The sequence below is a fragment of the Sphingobacterium nematocida genome, from assembly GCF_900168125.1.
GTDB classification, from domain to species: domain Bacteria; phylum Bacteroidota; class Bacteroidia; order Sphingobacteriales; family Sphingobacteriaceae; genus Sphingobacterium; species Sphingobacterium nematocida.
On sequence record NZ_FUZF01000025.1, the window covers coordinates 1 to 17,002 of the forward strand.

General features: G+C 39.4%; 14 protein-coding genes. 3 read left to right on the forward strand and 11 right to left on the reverse strand.

The window, feature by feature from the left end:
* A partial coding sequence (locus B5X76_RS19805; protein WP_139375380.1) for an integrase core domain-containing protein occupies nucleotides 1-311 on the forward strand: 311 nt, incomplete at its 5' end.
* A gap of 241 nt (nucleotides 312-552) precedes the next feature.
* On the opposite strand, the gene B5X76_RS19810 is transcribed toward B5X76_RS19805, so the two are convergent.
* Genes B5X76_RS19810 through B5X76_RS19835 form a run of 6 tightly spaced genes read right to left on the reverse strand, consistent with a single transcriptional unit; the run spans nucleotide 553 to nucleotide 6,690 of the window.
* On the reverse strand, nucleotides 553-1,881 hold the full coding sequence (locus B5X76_RS19810) for a DUF58 domain-containing protein (protein WP_245801100.1): 1,329 nt from the start codon (nucleotides 1,879-1,881) through the stop codon (nucleotides 553-555).
* Nucleotides 1,881-2,885 (reverse strand): AAA family ATPase, encoded by a 1,005-nt coding sequence (locus B5X76_RS19815; protein ID WP_079645662.1) that lies wholly within the window; start codon nucleotides 2,883-2,885, stop codon nucleotides 1,881-1,883. Before B5X76_RS19815 ends, B5X76_RS19810 begins: the two co-directional genes overlap by 1 nt.
* Complete coding sequence (locus B5X76_RS19820) at nucleotides 2,882-4,087, reverse strand: DUF4350 domain-containing protein (RefSeq protein WP_079645663.1); 1,206 nt, start codon at nucleotides 4,085-4,087, stop codon at nucleotides 2,882-2,884. Before B5X76_RS19820 ends, B5X76_RS19815 begins: the two co-directional genes overlap by 4 nt.
* Nucleotides 4,084-4,827 (reverse strand): hypothetical protein, encoded by a 744-nt coding sequence (locus tag B5X76_RS19825; protein WP_079645664.1) that lies wholly within the window; start codon nucleotides 4,825-4,827, stop codon nucleotides 4,084-4,086. Before B5X76_RS19825 ends, B5X76_RS19820 begins: the two co-directional genes overlap by 4 nt.
* Nucleotides 4,820-5,737, reverse strand: a complete 918-nt coding sequence (locus B5X76_RS19830; protein ID WP_079645665.1) for an ABC transporter permease — start codon at nucleotides 5,735-5,737, stop codon at nucleotides 4,820-4,822. Before B5X76_RS19830 ends, B5X76_RS19825 begins: the two co-directional genes overlap by 8 nt.
* Nucleotides 5,728-6,690 carry a stage II sporulation protein M gene (locus B5X76_RS19835; RefSeq protein WP_079645666.1) on the reverse strand — a complete coding sequence of 321 codons (963 nt, stop codon included), beginning with the start codon at nucleotides 6,688-6,690 and terminating at the stop codon, nucleotides 5,728-5,730. Before B5X76_RS19835 ends, B5X76_RS19830 begins: the two co-directional genes overlap by 10 nt.
* Before the next feature lie 183 nt (nucleotides 6,691-6,873).
* Between B5X76_RS19835 and B5X76_RS19840 the strand changes: the two genes are divergently transcribed.
* Entirely contained in the window at nucleotides 6,874-7,602 is a 729-nt protein-coding gene (locus B5X76_RS19840; RefSeq protein WP_079645667.1) for an RDD family protein, read from the forward strand.
* A 6-nt stretch (nucleotides 7,603-7,608) separates the two neighbouring features.
* Here B5X76_RS19840 and fabD read toward each other — a convergent pair whose 3' ends face one another.
* From fabD to B5X76_RS19860, 4 genes are all read right to left on the reverse strand, one after another.
* Complete coding sequence (fabD, locus tag B5X76_RS19845) at nucleotides 7,609-8,496, reverse strand: ACP S-malonyltransferase (protein WP_079645668.1); 888 nt, start codon at nucleotides 8,494-8,496, stop codon at nucleotides 7,609-7,611.
* A gap of 236 nt (nucleotides 8,497-8,732) precedes the next feature.
* Nucleotides 8,733-9,965, reverse strand: coding sequence for a M16 family metallopeptidase (locus B5X76_RS19850; RefSeq protein ID WP_079645669.1), 1,233 nt, complete (start codon nucleotides 9,963-9,965; stop codon nucleotides 8,733-8,735).
* Between the two features lie 160 nt (nucleotides 9,966-10,125).
* The gene (locus tag B5X76_RS19855) at nucleotides 10,126-12,963 is read right to left on the reverse strand and encodes an outer membrane beta-barrel protein (RefSeq protein WP_079645670.1); all 2,838 of its coding nucleotides are present in this window, start codon (nucleotides 12,961-12,963) and stop codon (nucleotides 10,126-10,128) included.
* 13 nt (nucleotides 12,964-12,976) lie between these two features.
* Nucleotides 12,977-13,702 (reverse strand): hypothetical protein, encoded by a 726-nt coding sequence (locus B5X76_RS19860; protein WP_079645671.1) that lies wholly within the window; start codon nucleotides 13,700-13,702, stop codon nucleotides 12,977-12,979.
* A gap of 141 nt (nucleotides 13,703-13,843) precedes the next feature.
* On the opposite strand from B5X76_RS19860, the gene B5X76_RS19865 reads away from it, so the two are divergent.
* The gene (locus B5X76_RS19865; RefSeq protein ID WP_079645707.1) at nucleotides 13,844-14,443 is read left to right on the forward strand and encodes a ribonuclease HII; all 600 of its coding nucleotides are present in this window, start codon (nucleotides 13,844-13,846) and stop codon (nucleotides 14,441-14,443) included.
* Nucleotides 14,444-14,518: 75 nt separating this feature from the next.
* On the opposite strand, the gene B5X76_RS19870 is transcribed toward B5X76_RS19865, so the two are convergent.
* On the reverse strand, nucleotides 14,519-16,975 hold the full coding sequence (locus tag B5X76_RS19870) for a YfhO family protein (RefSeq protein ID WP_079645672.1): 2,457 nt from the start codon (nucleotides 16,973-16,975) through the stop codon (nucleotides 14,519-14,521).
* Between the last annotated feature and the right edge of the window lie 27 nt (nucleotides 16,976-17,002).

The window sequence follows — 17,002 nt, forward strand, 5'->3', positions numbered from 1 at the left end:
AGAACAACATACAATGGCAGTTTATCCAACCAGGAAAACCTACACAAAATAGTTTGATAGAACGGTTTAACAGAACTTTCAGGCAGGATGTGCTTGATAGCTATATGTTCAATAGCTTGCCTGATATTAGGAAATATGCAGCCGCATGGGCATGGATGTACAACAATGAAAGACCTCATTCTGCTTTGGGGCAGTTAACGCCGACTGAATTCCTGTTGAAATATGGAAAACTCTCCGAGTTTCCTACGTTCCAACAAGATAGCAATAGCAATTCCGATTGGAATTCTTTAGTTTTGGATGTAGCTAGCTAGGGTAAGATTACAGATTAGCCGTACTTTATTCGGACTTAATACGGACTTCATTCGGATAAAATCGAATAAAACCCGAGTTATATACGAGTTATATCCCTATTAACTATGCTTTAAAAACAAAGTAGTCCCAAATTTGATACGAGAAAGAAGTAAATACCTATCAACTACGCTTAAAGCATATCAAGAAATTGGGAAAGAAATCTCTGATAAAAGAAAAAACAGACTACGCCCTAAGGTAAAACTATATCAACCCTCGAGCCTTGATCTCTAAATACTTATTTATGGCATTTATACTTAGATCCTCCGGGGCTGTATAGATGGTCTGTAAACCGTTGCGTATCAGCTCCTGTATAATTAAGCTCTTTTCATACACAAATTTCTCTGCTATAATTTTATTATAGATGTCGATCGTCTTTTGAGCGTTTTCTTTCGACATCGCTAATAACTCCGTATTCTTAAATACAACCACAACGACAATATGGGTCTTGTTGAGCATCCTCAAATAAGGCAGCTGCCGATTCATGGCATCCAATGTTTCAAAATTGGTATAAACAAAGATTAAGGATCGTTTGTTTATATGCTTGTGGGCAAAAGCATATAGCCCGCCGAACTCAGACTCCTCAAAACCGGTAGAGATACCATACAATTTATCGGCAATCAGCTTCATCTGCTTGTTATTTTTCTCCGCAGAAACGTGATTAGACACTTCTTTTGAAAACGTCAGCATACCTGCCCGATCTTGCTTCAGAATAGCAGCATTGGACAAGACCAGAGTGGCATTAATTGCATAATCCAATAGCGTCATTTCTTGAAATGGCATACGCATGACCCTTCCTAAATCTATGAACGAATAAATTGGCTGTGATTTTTCTTCCTGATATTGATTCACCATCAGTTTATTTTGCTTCGCTGATGCCTTCCAGTTCATATGTCTATACTCATCCCCTTTCACATATTCACGTATATGATCAAACTCCATGGTACTCCCGATACGACGTATACGCTTTATACCCAGCTCGACCAATCGATCGGTCGTGGCCAGCAACTGGTATTTACGCATTTGTATAAAGGAGGGATAACAAGGGATGTCTAGGTTTTCGTCTAGAACAAACTTTCTTTCAAACAGCCCCAAATGACGCACCAACAGATTACATTTTCCAAAAGAATAGATCCCTCTACGCTTAGGATGCAGCTCAAAATCAATTTGACTGACTTGATTTGGAATAAGCTTCAATACAAACTCATTATGTCTCATCTGCAATTGCAGCGGCATCTCCTCCAACACCCGGGCTTTGACCGCAATCACATACCTACTTGACAATTCTAATAAAAAAGGATTAGCATCCCCATTTGATAATTTTTCGGGATATTGCCGTTTTATATCTACTGCTTTACGGGGCAGGAAAAGAAAAATCAAATCCCATACACAAAGCGCAATCGCTCCCCATAAAAGCACCGTGCAAACCACGCGCAAAGGTTCCACGTAAAACGATAGTGCAAATAGACCTGCAAGCGTCAACAGCAAGTAGAAAAATAAATTCCGAACGTAGAGCCCTCTCATCAAATTCATTATCTTGGAATCTCTACACTCTCTACAAGTTGACGGATAATATACCCTGGTGAGAAGCCTTCCATTTCTTTTTCAGGCGTTAACTGCACCCGGTGCCCCAAAATTGGAGAGGCCACGTATTTTACATCTTCTGGTGTCACAAAATCCCTCCCTTGCAATGCAGCAAATGCCTTAGAGGCTTCTAAGAGCGCTATTGAAGCCCGTGGAGAAGCACCTAAACTTAAGTTAGGATTACTACGGGTCTGTACCACAATTTCGGTAATATATTTTAACACATCTTCATGTATATATACCAGCTTCGATAAATGCTGAAAATGAATAAGCTCATCCGTAGATACAACCTGCTGTACCAAATCCTCCTTATCTCCTGCACGCTGTAGATGATGCTCCTTTAAAATATCTAACTCTTGTTCAAGTTCGGGATAATCAACATCTATCTTGAATAAAAAGCGATCTAACTGGGCTTCCGGCAATCGATAAGTACCTTCATGTTCGATCGGATTCTGTGTCGCGAAAACGACAAAAGGACTTGCCATCTTGTAGGTATGCCCATCTACTGTAACCTGTCTTTCGCTCATACACTCAAATAAAGACGCTTGGGTTTTTGCTGGGGCTCTATTAATTTCATCGATAAGAATAATACTCCCGAAAATAGGTCCTTTTCGAAATTCAAACTCATTCGTCTTTAAATCAAGAATAGATGAACCTGTTACGTCGGAGGGCATTAAATCGGGCGTGAATTGTATACGCTTGAAATCACTATTTATCGTTTTAGCGATCAATTTGGCGGTGAGTGTTTTGCCCACACCCGGCAAACCTTCTATCAGGGAATGTCCCCCTGCAAGTATCGAGATCAATAACATATTGATGACACGATCCTGTCCAATAATTACTTTCTTTACCTCTGATCGGGCGGCTCCGAGTCGATCTTGCAATACAGTAAGGTCGATCCGACTTTCAAAATCAGGCAAATATTTATGCATTAAATTATCTTGCTCGCTCATATAATATTAGCTTTACTTTTAAACTCTTCTATTCTTCTATTAACCTTCTTAACCTCTTCAATCGTAAAATCATTCCTACTTTTGCATTCGTGAATAAATGAAAACAGTGCCGTAGTCTCTTCAACACTTACTGCCGTCTTAAGTGATAATACCCGTAGAAACTTTTCATCCAAAAGATTCATTGTCTCCACCTGATAATTGGAACGGATTGTATAAAGGAAATAATCTATTTTTTTGTGAATAATATTACCGGGATGTCCATTTTCATAATATAGCGTACCGATTGTCTTTGCAAACTCTTTAGAAAGATTCTGTTCCGGTTTAACAATTTTTACCGCCCGCTGTTCCCGTTTACTTTTAAAGACAAACAAGACTAAAAGTCCAAATAGCAGTAGGTACCAGGCCTGATAAAAACCTGGGTTGGTCAAAATAACCCGTAAAGGTGTGCGTGACTGCTCCGATTCGAAGTAGTAATCCGACAGCACCACTTTATCACCTTGGATAGCCTGGACCGCCTTAGAAGCATACTCATATCCTCCCTTTTGAAGCAAGTGATAATTGGTAAAAACCTCAGGAAGTAGGTGCAAATAGAGCGTACCTTTTCCTAACGAGACCCGAACAAAGTTTGGAATAGCTCTTCCTCTAGCATGCAACTGTCCCAAGATTGTACAAGTTTTAGCATCTAGCTTTGAAAACACCCTAAACCCCATTGCTTTTGCCAAATGAATTCGGCTCGTATCTCCCTCTAAAGAATAGGAGATATTCTTATCCGTAGGCATAAACAACGTTTCTCGTAAAGTTTCTACCTGTATCCCCAAGGTATCAAGCAGCTGTTCGCCCAAATACTCTCCAGATAAAAAAACTTCTCCACCCTCCCGGATATAACTTAAGACTACTTTTGCATCCACCTGATCGTATCCAATATTCGGATAAATATCCAAAATGGATCTTCTATAATCTTGCATACTGTCCAACTGAGCGATTAACTCATACATAGACTCCCCAAAATCAGAATAACTACGCTCCGATCCTAATATTTGAGGAAGTTCGCTCCTAAACACAAATAAACCGTAGGGAATTTTATCTCTAAAATTGTATGACTTTGACCAATCGATTGGTCTCTTAGCTCCCGCGTCAATAATCGCTATTCCGAGCGCCACGACGAATAGTAATGACAATCCAATTAAAATGCTTTTTTTCAAGACCACCTCCTTTGAAATTGAATAAATCTCGGGGCATACTTCTGGTATGCATCTTCTGTAATCTCGAAATGACCGAACCAAGCATAATCAAACACTACAGCACAAGCTAGGAAGTCTTGCCTCAACTCTTCATCATTTACCCCCTCCATTAACTCTGTATTGGTTTTGGATTGATTCCATTGTACAATTCCCTTAAGTCCTAACAACTGTATGTTTAGCAACTGCAGATAGCGTATAGCTAATGTATAATTCTTTTGTTGTAACGCATCAGACAAATAGGCCTGAACATCAACCTGTAGTAGATTTCTCTCCACAAACGCGATCTGTTCTTCTTCACTTTCAATGTCTGTATCATGGTGCACGTAAAGTTTTTTCCGGGACACAAAGAACTTATAGATCAAAAAAATCAATACTACCGCCCCTATTACTGCTAGCAAATTAAAGACTCCTTCATTAAAATTACCTTTAGGTTGCGGAAAAAGATCCGATAAAAATTCGCTTATACGATCCAGTAACTTATCAAAAAAACTTAGCTTATCAGAAATACTCTCTATATATTCAAACTCTTTCGTTTGATATCGTCCGACTATTACATCAAAAGCTTCTATGCTATCCGTTGTGACAATTTTGGCGCTAGGGATGGAATCATAATAATCTCCTTTCCAATACTGATATATTGGCTCACTCTTTAACGTGTGTACAGTATCTACTAGATTTTCCTGAAAAATGTTGCTAGCCATCGCGCCTCCTTCCTATCTTGTCAATCTTTTCAAAGACATCCTCTCCAAACCGCAGCTCTTTGGCTGTTTCATAAATGATACCATAGCTGATCACCGATAACATATAGTAGATAATGAAAAACAAAGACATAAATGTACTGCCCAATGTGACCAAGATCTTGCCGATATAGGTATCGAAAAAACTATCGTTAAAACCTACATAATTGTACGCTATAAAACCTAGAATAATAAAAGGGATGATACTCATTAACGTCATGAGCGACCTAAATAAAAAGGTAACAATGTAGGAAGCGAGTCCATATTCGCCGATCTTACTTTTGAGCATAGAGAATGCGGAGGTATAGGTATCAAACAAATCGTAGTAATCCTCACGGTACAACATAAACGCGGTGAAAAACCATAATCCTAAGACCGCAAAAACAACTCCTATCGCAAGAGATCCTACCAAAGGAATCAATGCGGAAACAAACAATACAAATGCCAAGGGAATAAACACGATCATCCCTACGACTATAGAGCCTAACAAAAATCGAACGTATTTTCCAATATTATGCTTAAAAGCATTCCAAATATCGTTGGCTCTAAAGGAAAGATCACGTCGATTTCGTAAAAGAATAAAATACTCAATAGTAAAACCAAATGCTAAACCACCAATGATCAACATACAAAGTAAAGCGAGCCCGAATGTCATGACCATAGCAACAATCTCTCCGGAACTGTAATCAGCATTGAGGTTGAGTTGTGTCGAGATGTAGTAACCAATGAGCAGCATGGCACATAAAGGAGCAATCAACAACTTAAGCAGCTCTTTGGAAAGATGCCCAATTATAATTTTCAACAAATTGATAAAGTCCTGTACAAACTCGCCCAACCTGCGCTCGCGTTTAAATTCGAATTGGGTTAACTCCATTTATACTTAATTGCTAGCTGTTTAGGCCTAATGATATAATAAAAGACAATTGCGGCTGCAGATAACAGAATAACACCAAAGCAAAGCCAAATAGAAAGCTGATAATACCGTGTCACGAAACCTTCTAGGGTACCTGCCACAATAAAAAAAGGAACGGTACTAATTAAAACCTTGGCTGCATCTTTTGTCGCTGTTTTAAAAGAGGCCATACGCGTGTAAGACTTCGGAAAGAGAATACTATTTCCCATCGCTAATCCGCAACCTCCAGCAATTACAATTACCGAAAGCTCGATCGTACCGTGTATCCATATGGCAGACATCGCTTCTTGCAAAACGTCGTATTTATAAAACATATAATGAAATGCGCCGACCATAATACCATTGCTAAAGAGTATATAACCGGTACCTAAGCTGAAAAAAGCACCAAAAATAAAAGCATAGAAAGCCACTTTAACATTATTTATAGTGATAGCAAGTGCCCCTCCCCAATTACTTCCATCTTGATAAACCGCAGCTGGATTTCCCGCTTTTATGTTCTCGATGGTCATGTTGACATAGCTATCTCCAAGAATAAGACGTACAAACCCCTCATCATACCGAGCAGAGACGAAGCCGATAAGACCTGCGAAAACAAAAATCAAAAAGGAATACAGCAAGGGGCGACGGATAGCCCATATCGCCTCAAACACTTCGACCTGGAAAAAATGAGCTATTTGATGATTTGATGATTTTTGATCCTTGTAAATCAATTGATGTGCACGAATCGAGAGTTCATTAAGGTATTCCTTGGTCTTACTTTTAGGATAAAAAGTCTGAGCATAGGCTAAATCGTTAGTCAACTCAATATAGTTTGAGGCCAACGTATCAGGGTTGACATCTTCTTTATTGGTCAAATTATTCTCTATTGACACCCATTTCTCTTTATTCCGATCTATAAAGGAGGCTTCTCGCATAAATGAAGTTTACAGCTTGCTATAAACTTAGATAAAATGCTTGGAATTTCGAATACTTATTGGAAATTTTCATATGTATTTCATTCACCAAGATGCGTCAACCCAAGTTTTTCTACTGGTCATTCGTGAATGTTATCCATTTTATGTAGGTTTGATTAATAGGACACGATCTGTAATAGAACAATGAATAAGCTATTAATTAATACGCCACAGAATGTAAATTTTGAATACAGACTCGCTTCTGTCGGGTCGCGTTGTATCGCATTTGGACTAGACTATGGCGTTATGATACTATATGCCATTTTAGCATTTACATTGTTAGCCAAGTCGGACGTATTTAATTCCGGTGATGCTTGGTTAAGTTGGGGCGTCGCGTCATTAGCAACGTTGCCGATATTCCTATATCCGCTTGTTTTAGAAACCTTGATGGAGGGGCAAACAATAGGAAAACGAATCATGAAAATCAAAGTAGTCAAAATAGACGGTACACGCGCCACCTTTTATCAGTATTTCATACGTTGGGTTTGCAATGCAATCGACATATTTATCAGCATGGGAGGACTAGGTCTTACAAGTATTATACTTTCCTCAAAAAGCCAACGTATTGGGGATATGGCGGCAGATACCACTGTAATCAGTATCAAAGAAGACATAAATCTGAAAGAAACTCTATTTGAAGAAATTACAGCTACTCACCAGATCGTCTACCCTGAAGTAATCAAGCTAACAGATGTAGATCTTAACGATATAAAAGACCTCTATCAAATGGGATTTCGCAGGAAGAATTATAGAATTATCCAGGTACTGGCGGCTAAACTGGAAATCCTACTGGGTGTAAAAGCTCAAGTACACCCAGAGGACTTTATAACTCAGGTAATCCAAGATCATTACTACATGTTCAAAGAACAGTAGTAATTATTACCCGATAGTCGCGGATGAAGTTTGCGCTTGTCTATCCACTTTTTTAACCAAACCTTGCAATACATTACCTGGACCAACTTCAACAAATGCTTCTGCACCATCCGCTAACATATTCTGAACGGTCTGTGTCCATCTCACTGCTCCAGTCAACTGCGCGATAAGATTTTCTTTAATCTGAGCAGGATCTGTATACGCTTTTGCATCCACATTTTGATATATAGGACATACAGGAACATTAATCGTTGTTGCTTCGATTGCTGCCTGTAATTCTACCTTCGCAGGCTCCATTAATGGCGAATGAAATGCGCCTCCCACATTTAGTTTAAGGGCTCTTTTTGCTCCTGCTTCTGTCAACAACACACAAGCTTTATCCACCCCTACGATCGATCCTGAAATCACTAACTGTCCCGGACAGTTGTAGTTTGCGGGTACTACGATATCTTCAATCTGCGCACAGATCCGCTCCACAACCTCGTCTTCTAGCCCTAATATAGCTGCCATTGTGGATGGCTCGATCTCACATGCCTTCTGCATAGCATTAGCACGCTGCGACACCAACTTTAAACCGTCTTCAAACGATAATGCATTTGCTGCGACCAAAGCGGAAAACTCGCCTAACGAGTGCCCTGCAACCATAGACGGGTTAAAGGAAGCTCCCAATGCTTTGGCTAGAATTACGGAATGTAAAAATATAGCTGGCTGTGTGACGTTAGTTTGTTTAAGGTCTTCGTCAGTTCCCTGAAACATGATATCGGTAATACGAAAGCCTAGAATATCATTTGCTTGTTCAAAGAGCGCCTTTGTTTCTGCATTCAGGTTGTACAGATCTTGTCCCATTCCTACGAATTGAGCGCCCTGTCCTGGAAAAATATAAGCTGTGTTCATATGTATGTAATTTGTTTCTCATCTGTCATATGGAATATCCATTTTTTATTCATTAGTGTTTGTGTAGTCTCTGCTACATGGATATTTCATATGTATATAATTATTCATTAGTGTTTATCTCCACGTAATTCATGAGCTCATTTACTCATTAAGCTAGTGTTTTAATGTATTCGTGAGCGCACTTCGTTTGGCTCTCTCGATTTGTTTTTCTTAACTGTCATGAACTTATTTAAATTCTATTTCTCGGGAACGAATTTAAGCGATACAAGGCGATCGTCTGCAAAAAAAAGGGTTGAAAGTTCAAATAGATCGTCCGCTTGTACTTTGTCGATGCTACTTACGACATCGTTCAAAGAGATGACTCGGCCATAATCGATGATATTCTTTGCCTCCGCAATAATCATACTCATTCGACTTTCTTCGGCCAACGCTATCTGCCCCTTAAACTTCTGCTTTGCCCTTGTCAATTGATACGCTGAAATAGGAGCGCTCTTTAACTTATTCAATTCCTTAAACACAAGTGATACTGCTCGATCTAGCTTTTCTTCATCTGTCCCGAGGTAGATACTAATGCTTCCCGTATCCTTGTACATCGTAAAATTAGACTCTATCGTATAAGCAATTCCATACTTCTCTCGTATCCCAAGATTGAGTATAGAACTCATACCATAACCTCCCAACATATTATTCAGTAATAAGAGAGCCGTTCTTCGCTCATCATACACACCGAATGCTTGCCCACCCAACATATAATGAGCTTGATTAATAGGCTTCTCGATCACTTCATTAATATTGGCTACAGCAGGAACTACCTGTACTGGCGGGGGCAAAATATTGGCTTTAATCTTTCCAAAGATACGCTCTGCCTGTCGCTTTACCTGTGCCAGGGTGTAATCTCCAGAAATAGCGATAACGATCTCCGAAGTATTATAGGTCTCCTCCATAAACTGGATGATGTCTGATTTGGTGATAGACTTCAGATCATCTTCTACACCTAAGATATTATGACCAAGCCCTGATCCTTGAAATAGGAGATCTTCAAAATCGTCCATTATCGACTCTTCGGGGCTATCCAAATAGGAAGCGATTTCGTCTAAAATCACACCTCTTTCTTTCTCTATCTCTGTTTCTGGAAACGTAGAATGAAATAACACATCTTCAAATAAGTCTAAAGCGCGCTCCAAGTAAGGGTTTAGAAAAGAGGCATGCAAGCACGTGTATTCCTTGGTTGTATACGCATTCAAATCGCCCCCCACCTGCTCCAATCGATTGAGGATCTGATTTGTCGACCGCTTTTCCGTTCTTTTAAAAACTAGATGTTCAATAAAATGAGCCATTCCAAACTTACCCTCTTTCTCGTGCCTTGAGCCTGTATTTACCACAATACAGCTATGGGTTATAACTGACTTTTGAAAATGCAACAAGACGCGTATACCATTATCCAGTTGGATAAGATTGTACTCCTTCATTCAGATGGATTTTAATAATGAATGCAAAGCTACACAATAAAATACAGAAACTGACACCCTCAATCCCTAGAGCTTTCCATTAGAAACAGGCCTTAAAAAGCTGTTAAAAAAAATGGCATCCAATTAAAAAAATGGATGCCATTTTACTAAAAACGGGAAGTTACATTCTTGGCCTACGCATACCACCATGCCCACCACTGTTGTCTTCCAATGGGTTTACCCCAGAAAACTTCTGTAATCTAAACGTGAAAGTCAACATAAAGTAGCGTGCTAATCTATTCGTGCGACTATCCGTCAAGATATCCCCTACAGTACGATTGATATTTGTCTGCTGATTGAGTAAATCGAAACCCTGCAGACGTAATGCCCCTCTTTGATCTTTCATGAATTTTTGTTCAATATAACTATTGATGATAAAGGGGTTTGCATTTGTTCGATAACCTTTATTAAACTCTTTCGAAATATCCACGCCAAAAATTGTTGTTGGCGTAATATTTACAGAACCGATTAAATTCGGAGTTATCTTACTCGTATTTGCCTGGTTAAATTCAGACAAATTCGATTTCGTAATATTGTAATTGTAACGAACTCCAGAGTTGATCTCTAGGTTCTCTGAGGGATTGTATCTAAAGAACAACATCTGAAAAATATTAGTATTGTTCGTAATTCCTTTATCAAAGTCATTCCCTGTTTCAGTTCTACTGATATAAGAAATGTTCTTATTAAAGGTAACACCCCCACCGTACATAATATTATATGTTTTCTCTTTCAATGATCTTCCTAGGTGATAAAAGGAGTTGATTGAATACACCGCATCTCCCTCGTTTTGGTATCCCACTTCTTGATAAAGGGTCTGTACTGTTTCATTAGGTTGACCTGGATTAGGTTCTTCCACCAAAAATCTTCGGTTCATGGTTACAATTTTATCTTGAGTCAACTCCGAACGGATCATCGCAAAGAACGTTTTACCTTTTTGGAAATCGCCAGAACGGAAACGTACATTCATCGAATGTCTGAACTCTGGATCCAGCTCCGGATTACCGATAGTTGTATTTGTTCTATTCGTAGACACCTCAAACGGTAGGATCTGAGACACTCCAGGTTCTGAAGATCTGCCGGAATAATTAACCGTAATGTTTGACTGCCGGGAGAATTTATACTCGAACCGTGCGATCGGAATTATATTAAAGTTTGAACGATCAATGACTGCAGACTCAGTCGCACTAAATGCGTTACCTTTCAATACAGAGGGCTGTACCGCACCTCCTAATGAATATTTAATTTTATCATTCTCATACAAGAAACTTGCACCAACTTTGTGTGTTGTGAATGCATAATCGTAATCATACGAATAATTCAAAACGTTTGACAGCAATGGATTACCTCCTGCATCTTCTGCCTTTTGGCTATTATGGTTATCATAATCATTTGTATTATAATCGTAAGTTACCTCCAACTTGCTTTTTGCTCCCAATGGTTCTAAATAAGATACCGATGTTCCCGCATTCCAGCTTTTGTTTTCTACATCACGGAGTGTTCGCTCATAAATATCCTGAAGCTCCTTATCTTGATTGGAAGGGTCGGAAATGTAGCGCTGAAATACCTGATTAAAATCACTTGTCGTGCGGGCGTTATCGTAGTTAAAATTGAAGAATATATTTCTTCCACTTTCGCTCAAACGACGATTATATAATCCAGACAAATTATACCTAGGGGCAGTCGACCCAGAAACCACCTCCGTGGTCTGTCTGTTATTCAACAAATCATCAATATAAAAAATTGAGCTCCCTTCATTATTGGTCGAATTATCATTAAAACCGAATTGAGGGGAAAGTTTAATAAAGTCCTTGTCCGATAATTTCCATTCTATATTGCTCTCAAAACGGTGATTTGCCCGAATATTATTATTGTTCTCCTCTTTTTCTTCGGTTAAATTTTGGCCTATGTAGTCTGAAAAAGCGCTCGATATCGTGTTATTATCATCTCTACCAAAGGAATAGCTTCCATCCACTTTTAACTTGTCGCTGAATTCATGTTTAATATTAACACCGATCGATCCTGTATTTGTGATACCGTCTGAACCACCAAACATGCCTCCTCCGCGTCCGCCACCACCGCCTTGGCGACCTCGAGAACCACCACCCATCGAATTAAAGTCAAATAATGGCGCATTCATATTATTCAAATTACCTAACACAGACACCTGTGTCTTATCTATAAACTGAAACCAAGAACCTGTAGCCTGGTAACGTTCCTCCGTACCTCCACCGACGCGAAGCATTCCTGCATAACCTTTATTATATTTTGGATCAATCTGAATATCTATAACCTTAGTTGACTCTCCCGATTTATTACCAGTCAAGTTGGCCATGTCACCAAAATCATCAACCACCTTAATCTTTTCAATAATATTGGCTGGCAAGTTTTGTGTTGCGGTCTTTACATCACCTCCGAAAAAGTCCTTGCCATTAATACGGACGCGAGTCACCTGTTCACCCTGTGCCGTCACGGTACCATCTTTATCGACTTCTACACCCTGCAACTTCTTAAGAGCATCTTCAGCAACAGACCCTTCTCTCAATTTAAGGTCCCTGGTAGAGTACTCCACCGTATCCCCTTTCACTTGCACGGTGATAACCCCATTCACCACCACCTCTTCCAACATATTGGGAATACCCTGCAAAATAATATTAGGCACCAACATTCTATTATCTTGCACAGCAGCAAAAGTATATCCTTTCTCAAAAGGCTCAAACCCAAGACTTGAGACTCTAATTTTAAAAGGCTTATCGCTTGCATTGTTGAATGTATAGATCCCTCCTACAGAAGAACTTGTTTTTAATGTGTCTGTACCGACAATATACTGTACCGATGCGCCAGCGATAGGTCTAGATAGGGAGTCTCTTAAAAAACCCTGAACGACCTTCGTGGACTGTGCCTGAGCCGAAAAACAAATAAATAGGGCGGCTACCGCTACCCACCTCTTTAAAAAAATCATATATATTATCTCTCTATTTTATATTTCCAAAGAACCAAACCGCCGTCTCTTCTTTATAGGGGTTCTTGACTGTTGGCTTAGGACTAGCACCATAGATCCTAACATTGTTGGAACTTGGGGTAGCATCGACCACTTTCTTCATTTGAAAAAACTGGGTATTCACGCCTACCTGAATCGCAATGCGATCACTTTCAAATTTTATTAAATCCAACGGCACCTCAGATTCACACAGTAAAATATCACCTTCAAACTGAGCCTTAGCGCGTATTCCGTAAGAATTGTCAAACGATAGAAGGCCATCTACAACTTTACTAAAACCCGAAATTTGGTACCCACGTACACTTTTCAACAGTTCTGCCTTTATATTATTTCTGTCGAGATCTTCATCCTGACTTAAGGCTCTGAGTCGTTCTCGATCTACAGATGGATATAATAGCTTTGCTCCCTCCTTTTTCTTCTCGTTGTGACTTAAATTTACAAAAATACCGTTCCGTAGCGCCTCTCGTTGCAACATCTCGTCTTTAATTCGGACAGCGACATAAATTTTTCCTCCTTGAACCGCAACACCAAAAGACCACAAATCACTGTTAGCATTATACAATTTATCACCCCATTCTGTCAACTGCCCATCAAGAACAATATTATCTACCTGCTGAAATAGATACTCTTGTTTCTTTTTCTTTTGAGCAAATAGAAAAAGAGGACAACAAAAGAGAAAAAGGATATAAAGTTTATTCATCAGCAATTAATGTTTACTTTTACACAACAAAGAGCCTTAAAATTTTTTAAATCGTCAACATCACTACAAAAAAATGAATAACTAGTGTAAATAAGTGTTAACATGACGATATCACAGATAAGTTACACAGACAATCAACCCATGCTTTTATCCCAATATCAAAACGAATTCATAGAAGCCGGCTGCGATGAAGCTGGCAGAGGCTGTCTTGCGGGACCTGTTTTTGCCGCGGCAGTTATCTTTCCAAAGGATTACTATAATCCTATACTGAACGACTCAAAAAAACTATCTGAAAAGAAAAGGAATGAATTGCGTCCAATAATAGAAAAGGAAGCTTTGGCTTTTGCTGTAGGTATCATAACTCCGCAGGAGATTGATAAAATAAACATACATAACGCGTCTTACAAAGCAATGCATCTTGCTATTGACGCACTGCAAGTTGCTCCTGAATTTTTGATTATAGATGGAAATAAATTTATTCCTTACCAAACGCTACCTCACGCCTGCATTGTAAAAGGGGATGGTAAATACCTCGCCATAGCAGCGGCATCGATATTAGCAAAGACATATAGGGATGAATACATGGATAGTATAGCGGGCGAATTTCCGCAGTATGAATGGAAGTCTAATAAAGGTTACCCTACTATTGTACACCGCAAAGCAGTATTAGCACATGGTCATACAATTCACCACAGAAAAACCTTTCGCGTTACCGACCCTCAATTAAAACTTGAGCTTTAAAGAACAACGGTTAGGTATATATAAAACGGGCTACTTAAAAGATTAAGTAGCCCGTTTTATATTAGGTCATTGCTGTTAGGCCTTTTTCCTTCTGTATGAGATAAAAATCGCTCCGCCCAAACCTAGTACCAAAACGATGGAACCGATTAAAGAAACGATACTTGATATTTTCATCGTCTGCGGGTCAAAAACAAACTCTACCTTATGATTACCTCCCGGTAGTTGTAATCCTCTTAAAAGGTAGTCAGTCCGTATAATAGGTACCTCTTCTCCATCAACATAAGCTTTCCAACCCTTGTCGTAATATACTTCTGAGAAAACAGCGAAAACATCGTTTGGAGCCGTATACTCATATTGCAACTTGTCTGGATGATAAGAGGTCAACTTAATATCTGCATTATTTGGACGACCTAAGCGAGCCGCATTTACTTTTCCTTTATACTCGTCATGAACAAATGCTTCTTTTGCTGGATCAAAACTACTGATCGCCTGCATTTCCTGCGCATTGTCTTTGACAAAAGTTACCTTATCTACAAACCATGCATTTCCTGCTGCGGTAGATCTGCGTTGGATTCGTTCTGCTCCGTTATTAGGATCACGGGTGATTACATAGCGGACATTAAACATATCCAAGACATCTTCATTAATAGCTCCATTGAACTGGTGCTCCAACAACTCTTGAAAACGCATCAGCTTAGCCGCATGATACCCTCCTAAACTTTTATGAAAATAAGAAGCTTTTGCATCAGAAAATGGATTTGTGGTCAAATCAAGAACGCGGTAATGTGGATCCTTATCCATACGAATCAACTGATCTACTTCGCGTTCTTGTATAGGATTTTTTGTCAAACTTTTGTCCACAAAAGTTTCGTTATTCAAATAGCGTTTGTCCACAGACCAAAGATCCAATAGCGTGATCAGACCTATTCCAATTACTAAAATATTTGCAGAGACCTTCTTTTTAACAAAAAACCAAACTAAAGCAAATACAACAAGCACAATGCCCAAAGAACGCCAAGCATCTGCCGAAGCTAAATCTGCCCTATCTTTTATAAGCTCTGCTGATAATTGATTTGCAAGATTTGCATCACCAAACTCTCTCGTCAACATACTGATAAACTCTTGATTTGTTGACGGCTTGAAGGCTAGAATATTAGGCATTAAGGCAACCACGACACAGATGCCTGCAATTATTCCGAAACTATAAAGCACTTTCTTGTCCAATTGAACAATATCACTGCCTTTATTTATCAGTTCATGGACAGCCATAACTGCTAGCACAGGTATCAGGATAGATGGAATAATCAGAATAGACTCAGGAGCCCTAAATTTATTATACAATGGGGCATAATCAAAGAAAATATCTGAAACGAGCGGGAAGTTGCTTCCTAAAGCTAACAATACCGTCAGTCCTATAGCAGCAAGAATCCACCATTTTAATCGATCTCTAACAATAAAGATCCCTAGGACAAATAGAAAAATAATCCCAGCTCCGAAATACCAAGGACCGGAAGTAATCGACTTCTCTCCCCAATAAGCAGGAAGGCTCTGCGCCATCTGCAGGGCTTGATTTTGAGGCGCTCCTAAGCCCGTAAAAAACTTAACCACATGCGAATCTTCGCCTAAAACACCTTGGGTTTTTCCTCCGTAAGCATTTGGAATCAAAAATGTTAAATTTTCGCCTACTCCCTGACTCCAAGCATAAGCGTAATCTTTATCCAATCCCCCACTTTTATTCCCTTCATCTACCTTCACTATATTGGCCTTGCCCCGCGTAGTCAACTTGCTATACTCATAGGTTGGAAACAATACGGAAGCGTTGACCGCTACTGCAACCAATACTGCCCCTATCTGCAATGCTGTAGCTTTCGCAAATGCAGGAACGCGTTTTTCTCGAATCGCATAATAAAGCTCAAACCCCACGTAAACCAATAATGCAATGAAAAGATAATAGGTCATCTGCACGTGGTTAGTTCGAATCTCCAATGCAAGAAAGACTGCTAACAAAATCGGCCCCCACAGCTTATTACCCCGATAACAGAGTATAACGGCTCCGATTATGGGAGCCAAATAGGCTATAGCATAAGCTTTATTAACGTGCCCTGCCTCAATGTAAATAAAATTGTAGGATGAAAAAGTAATAGCTATAGCTCCTACCGCAGCCAGCCAAGGCTTAATGCGGAGAACGGAAAGCAAGAAATAACTTCCCAAAAGATAAATCAAAATAACATCTGCCGGCAAAGGGAAGAATGTTGTCAAGATTCGATTAACATAACTTGTTATATTCGTGGTGTGCTCATACCAAATCTGGTAAGTTGGCATCCCGCCAAACATCGAGTTGGTCCATTGAGGCGCATGACCGTCCTTAGCTCTATAGTCGAAAAGCTCCTTCTGGCTACCCATCGCCTGCATCACATCGTGTTGGGACAATGCCTTGCCTTGCCAAACCGGCGAAAAGTAAAAAAACACTAATACAAAGAAGATCGCAACAACAATTAGATGCGAAGAATTCTCTTTAAACCAATTTTTCATCAAACAATTTTTTCTTTTAAAGGTAAC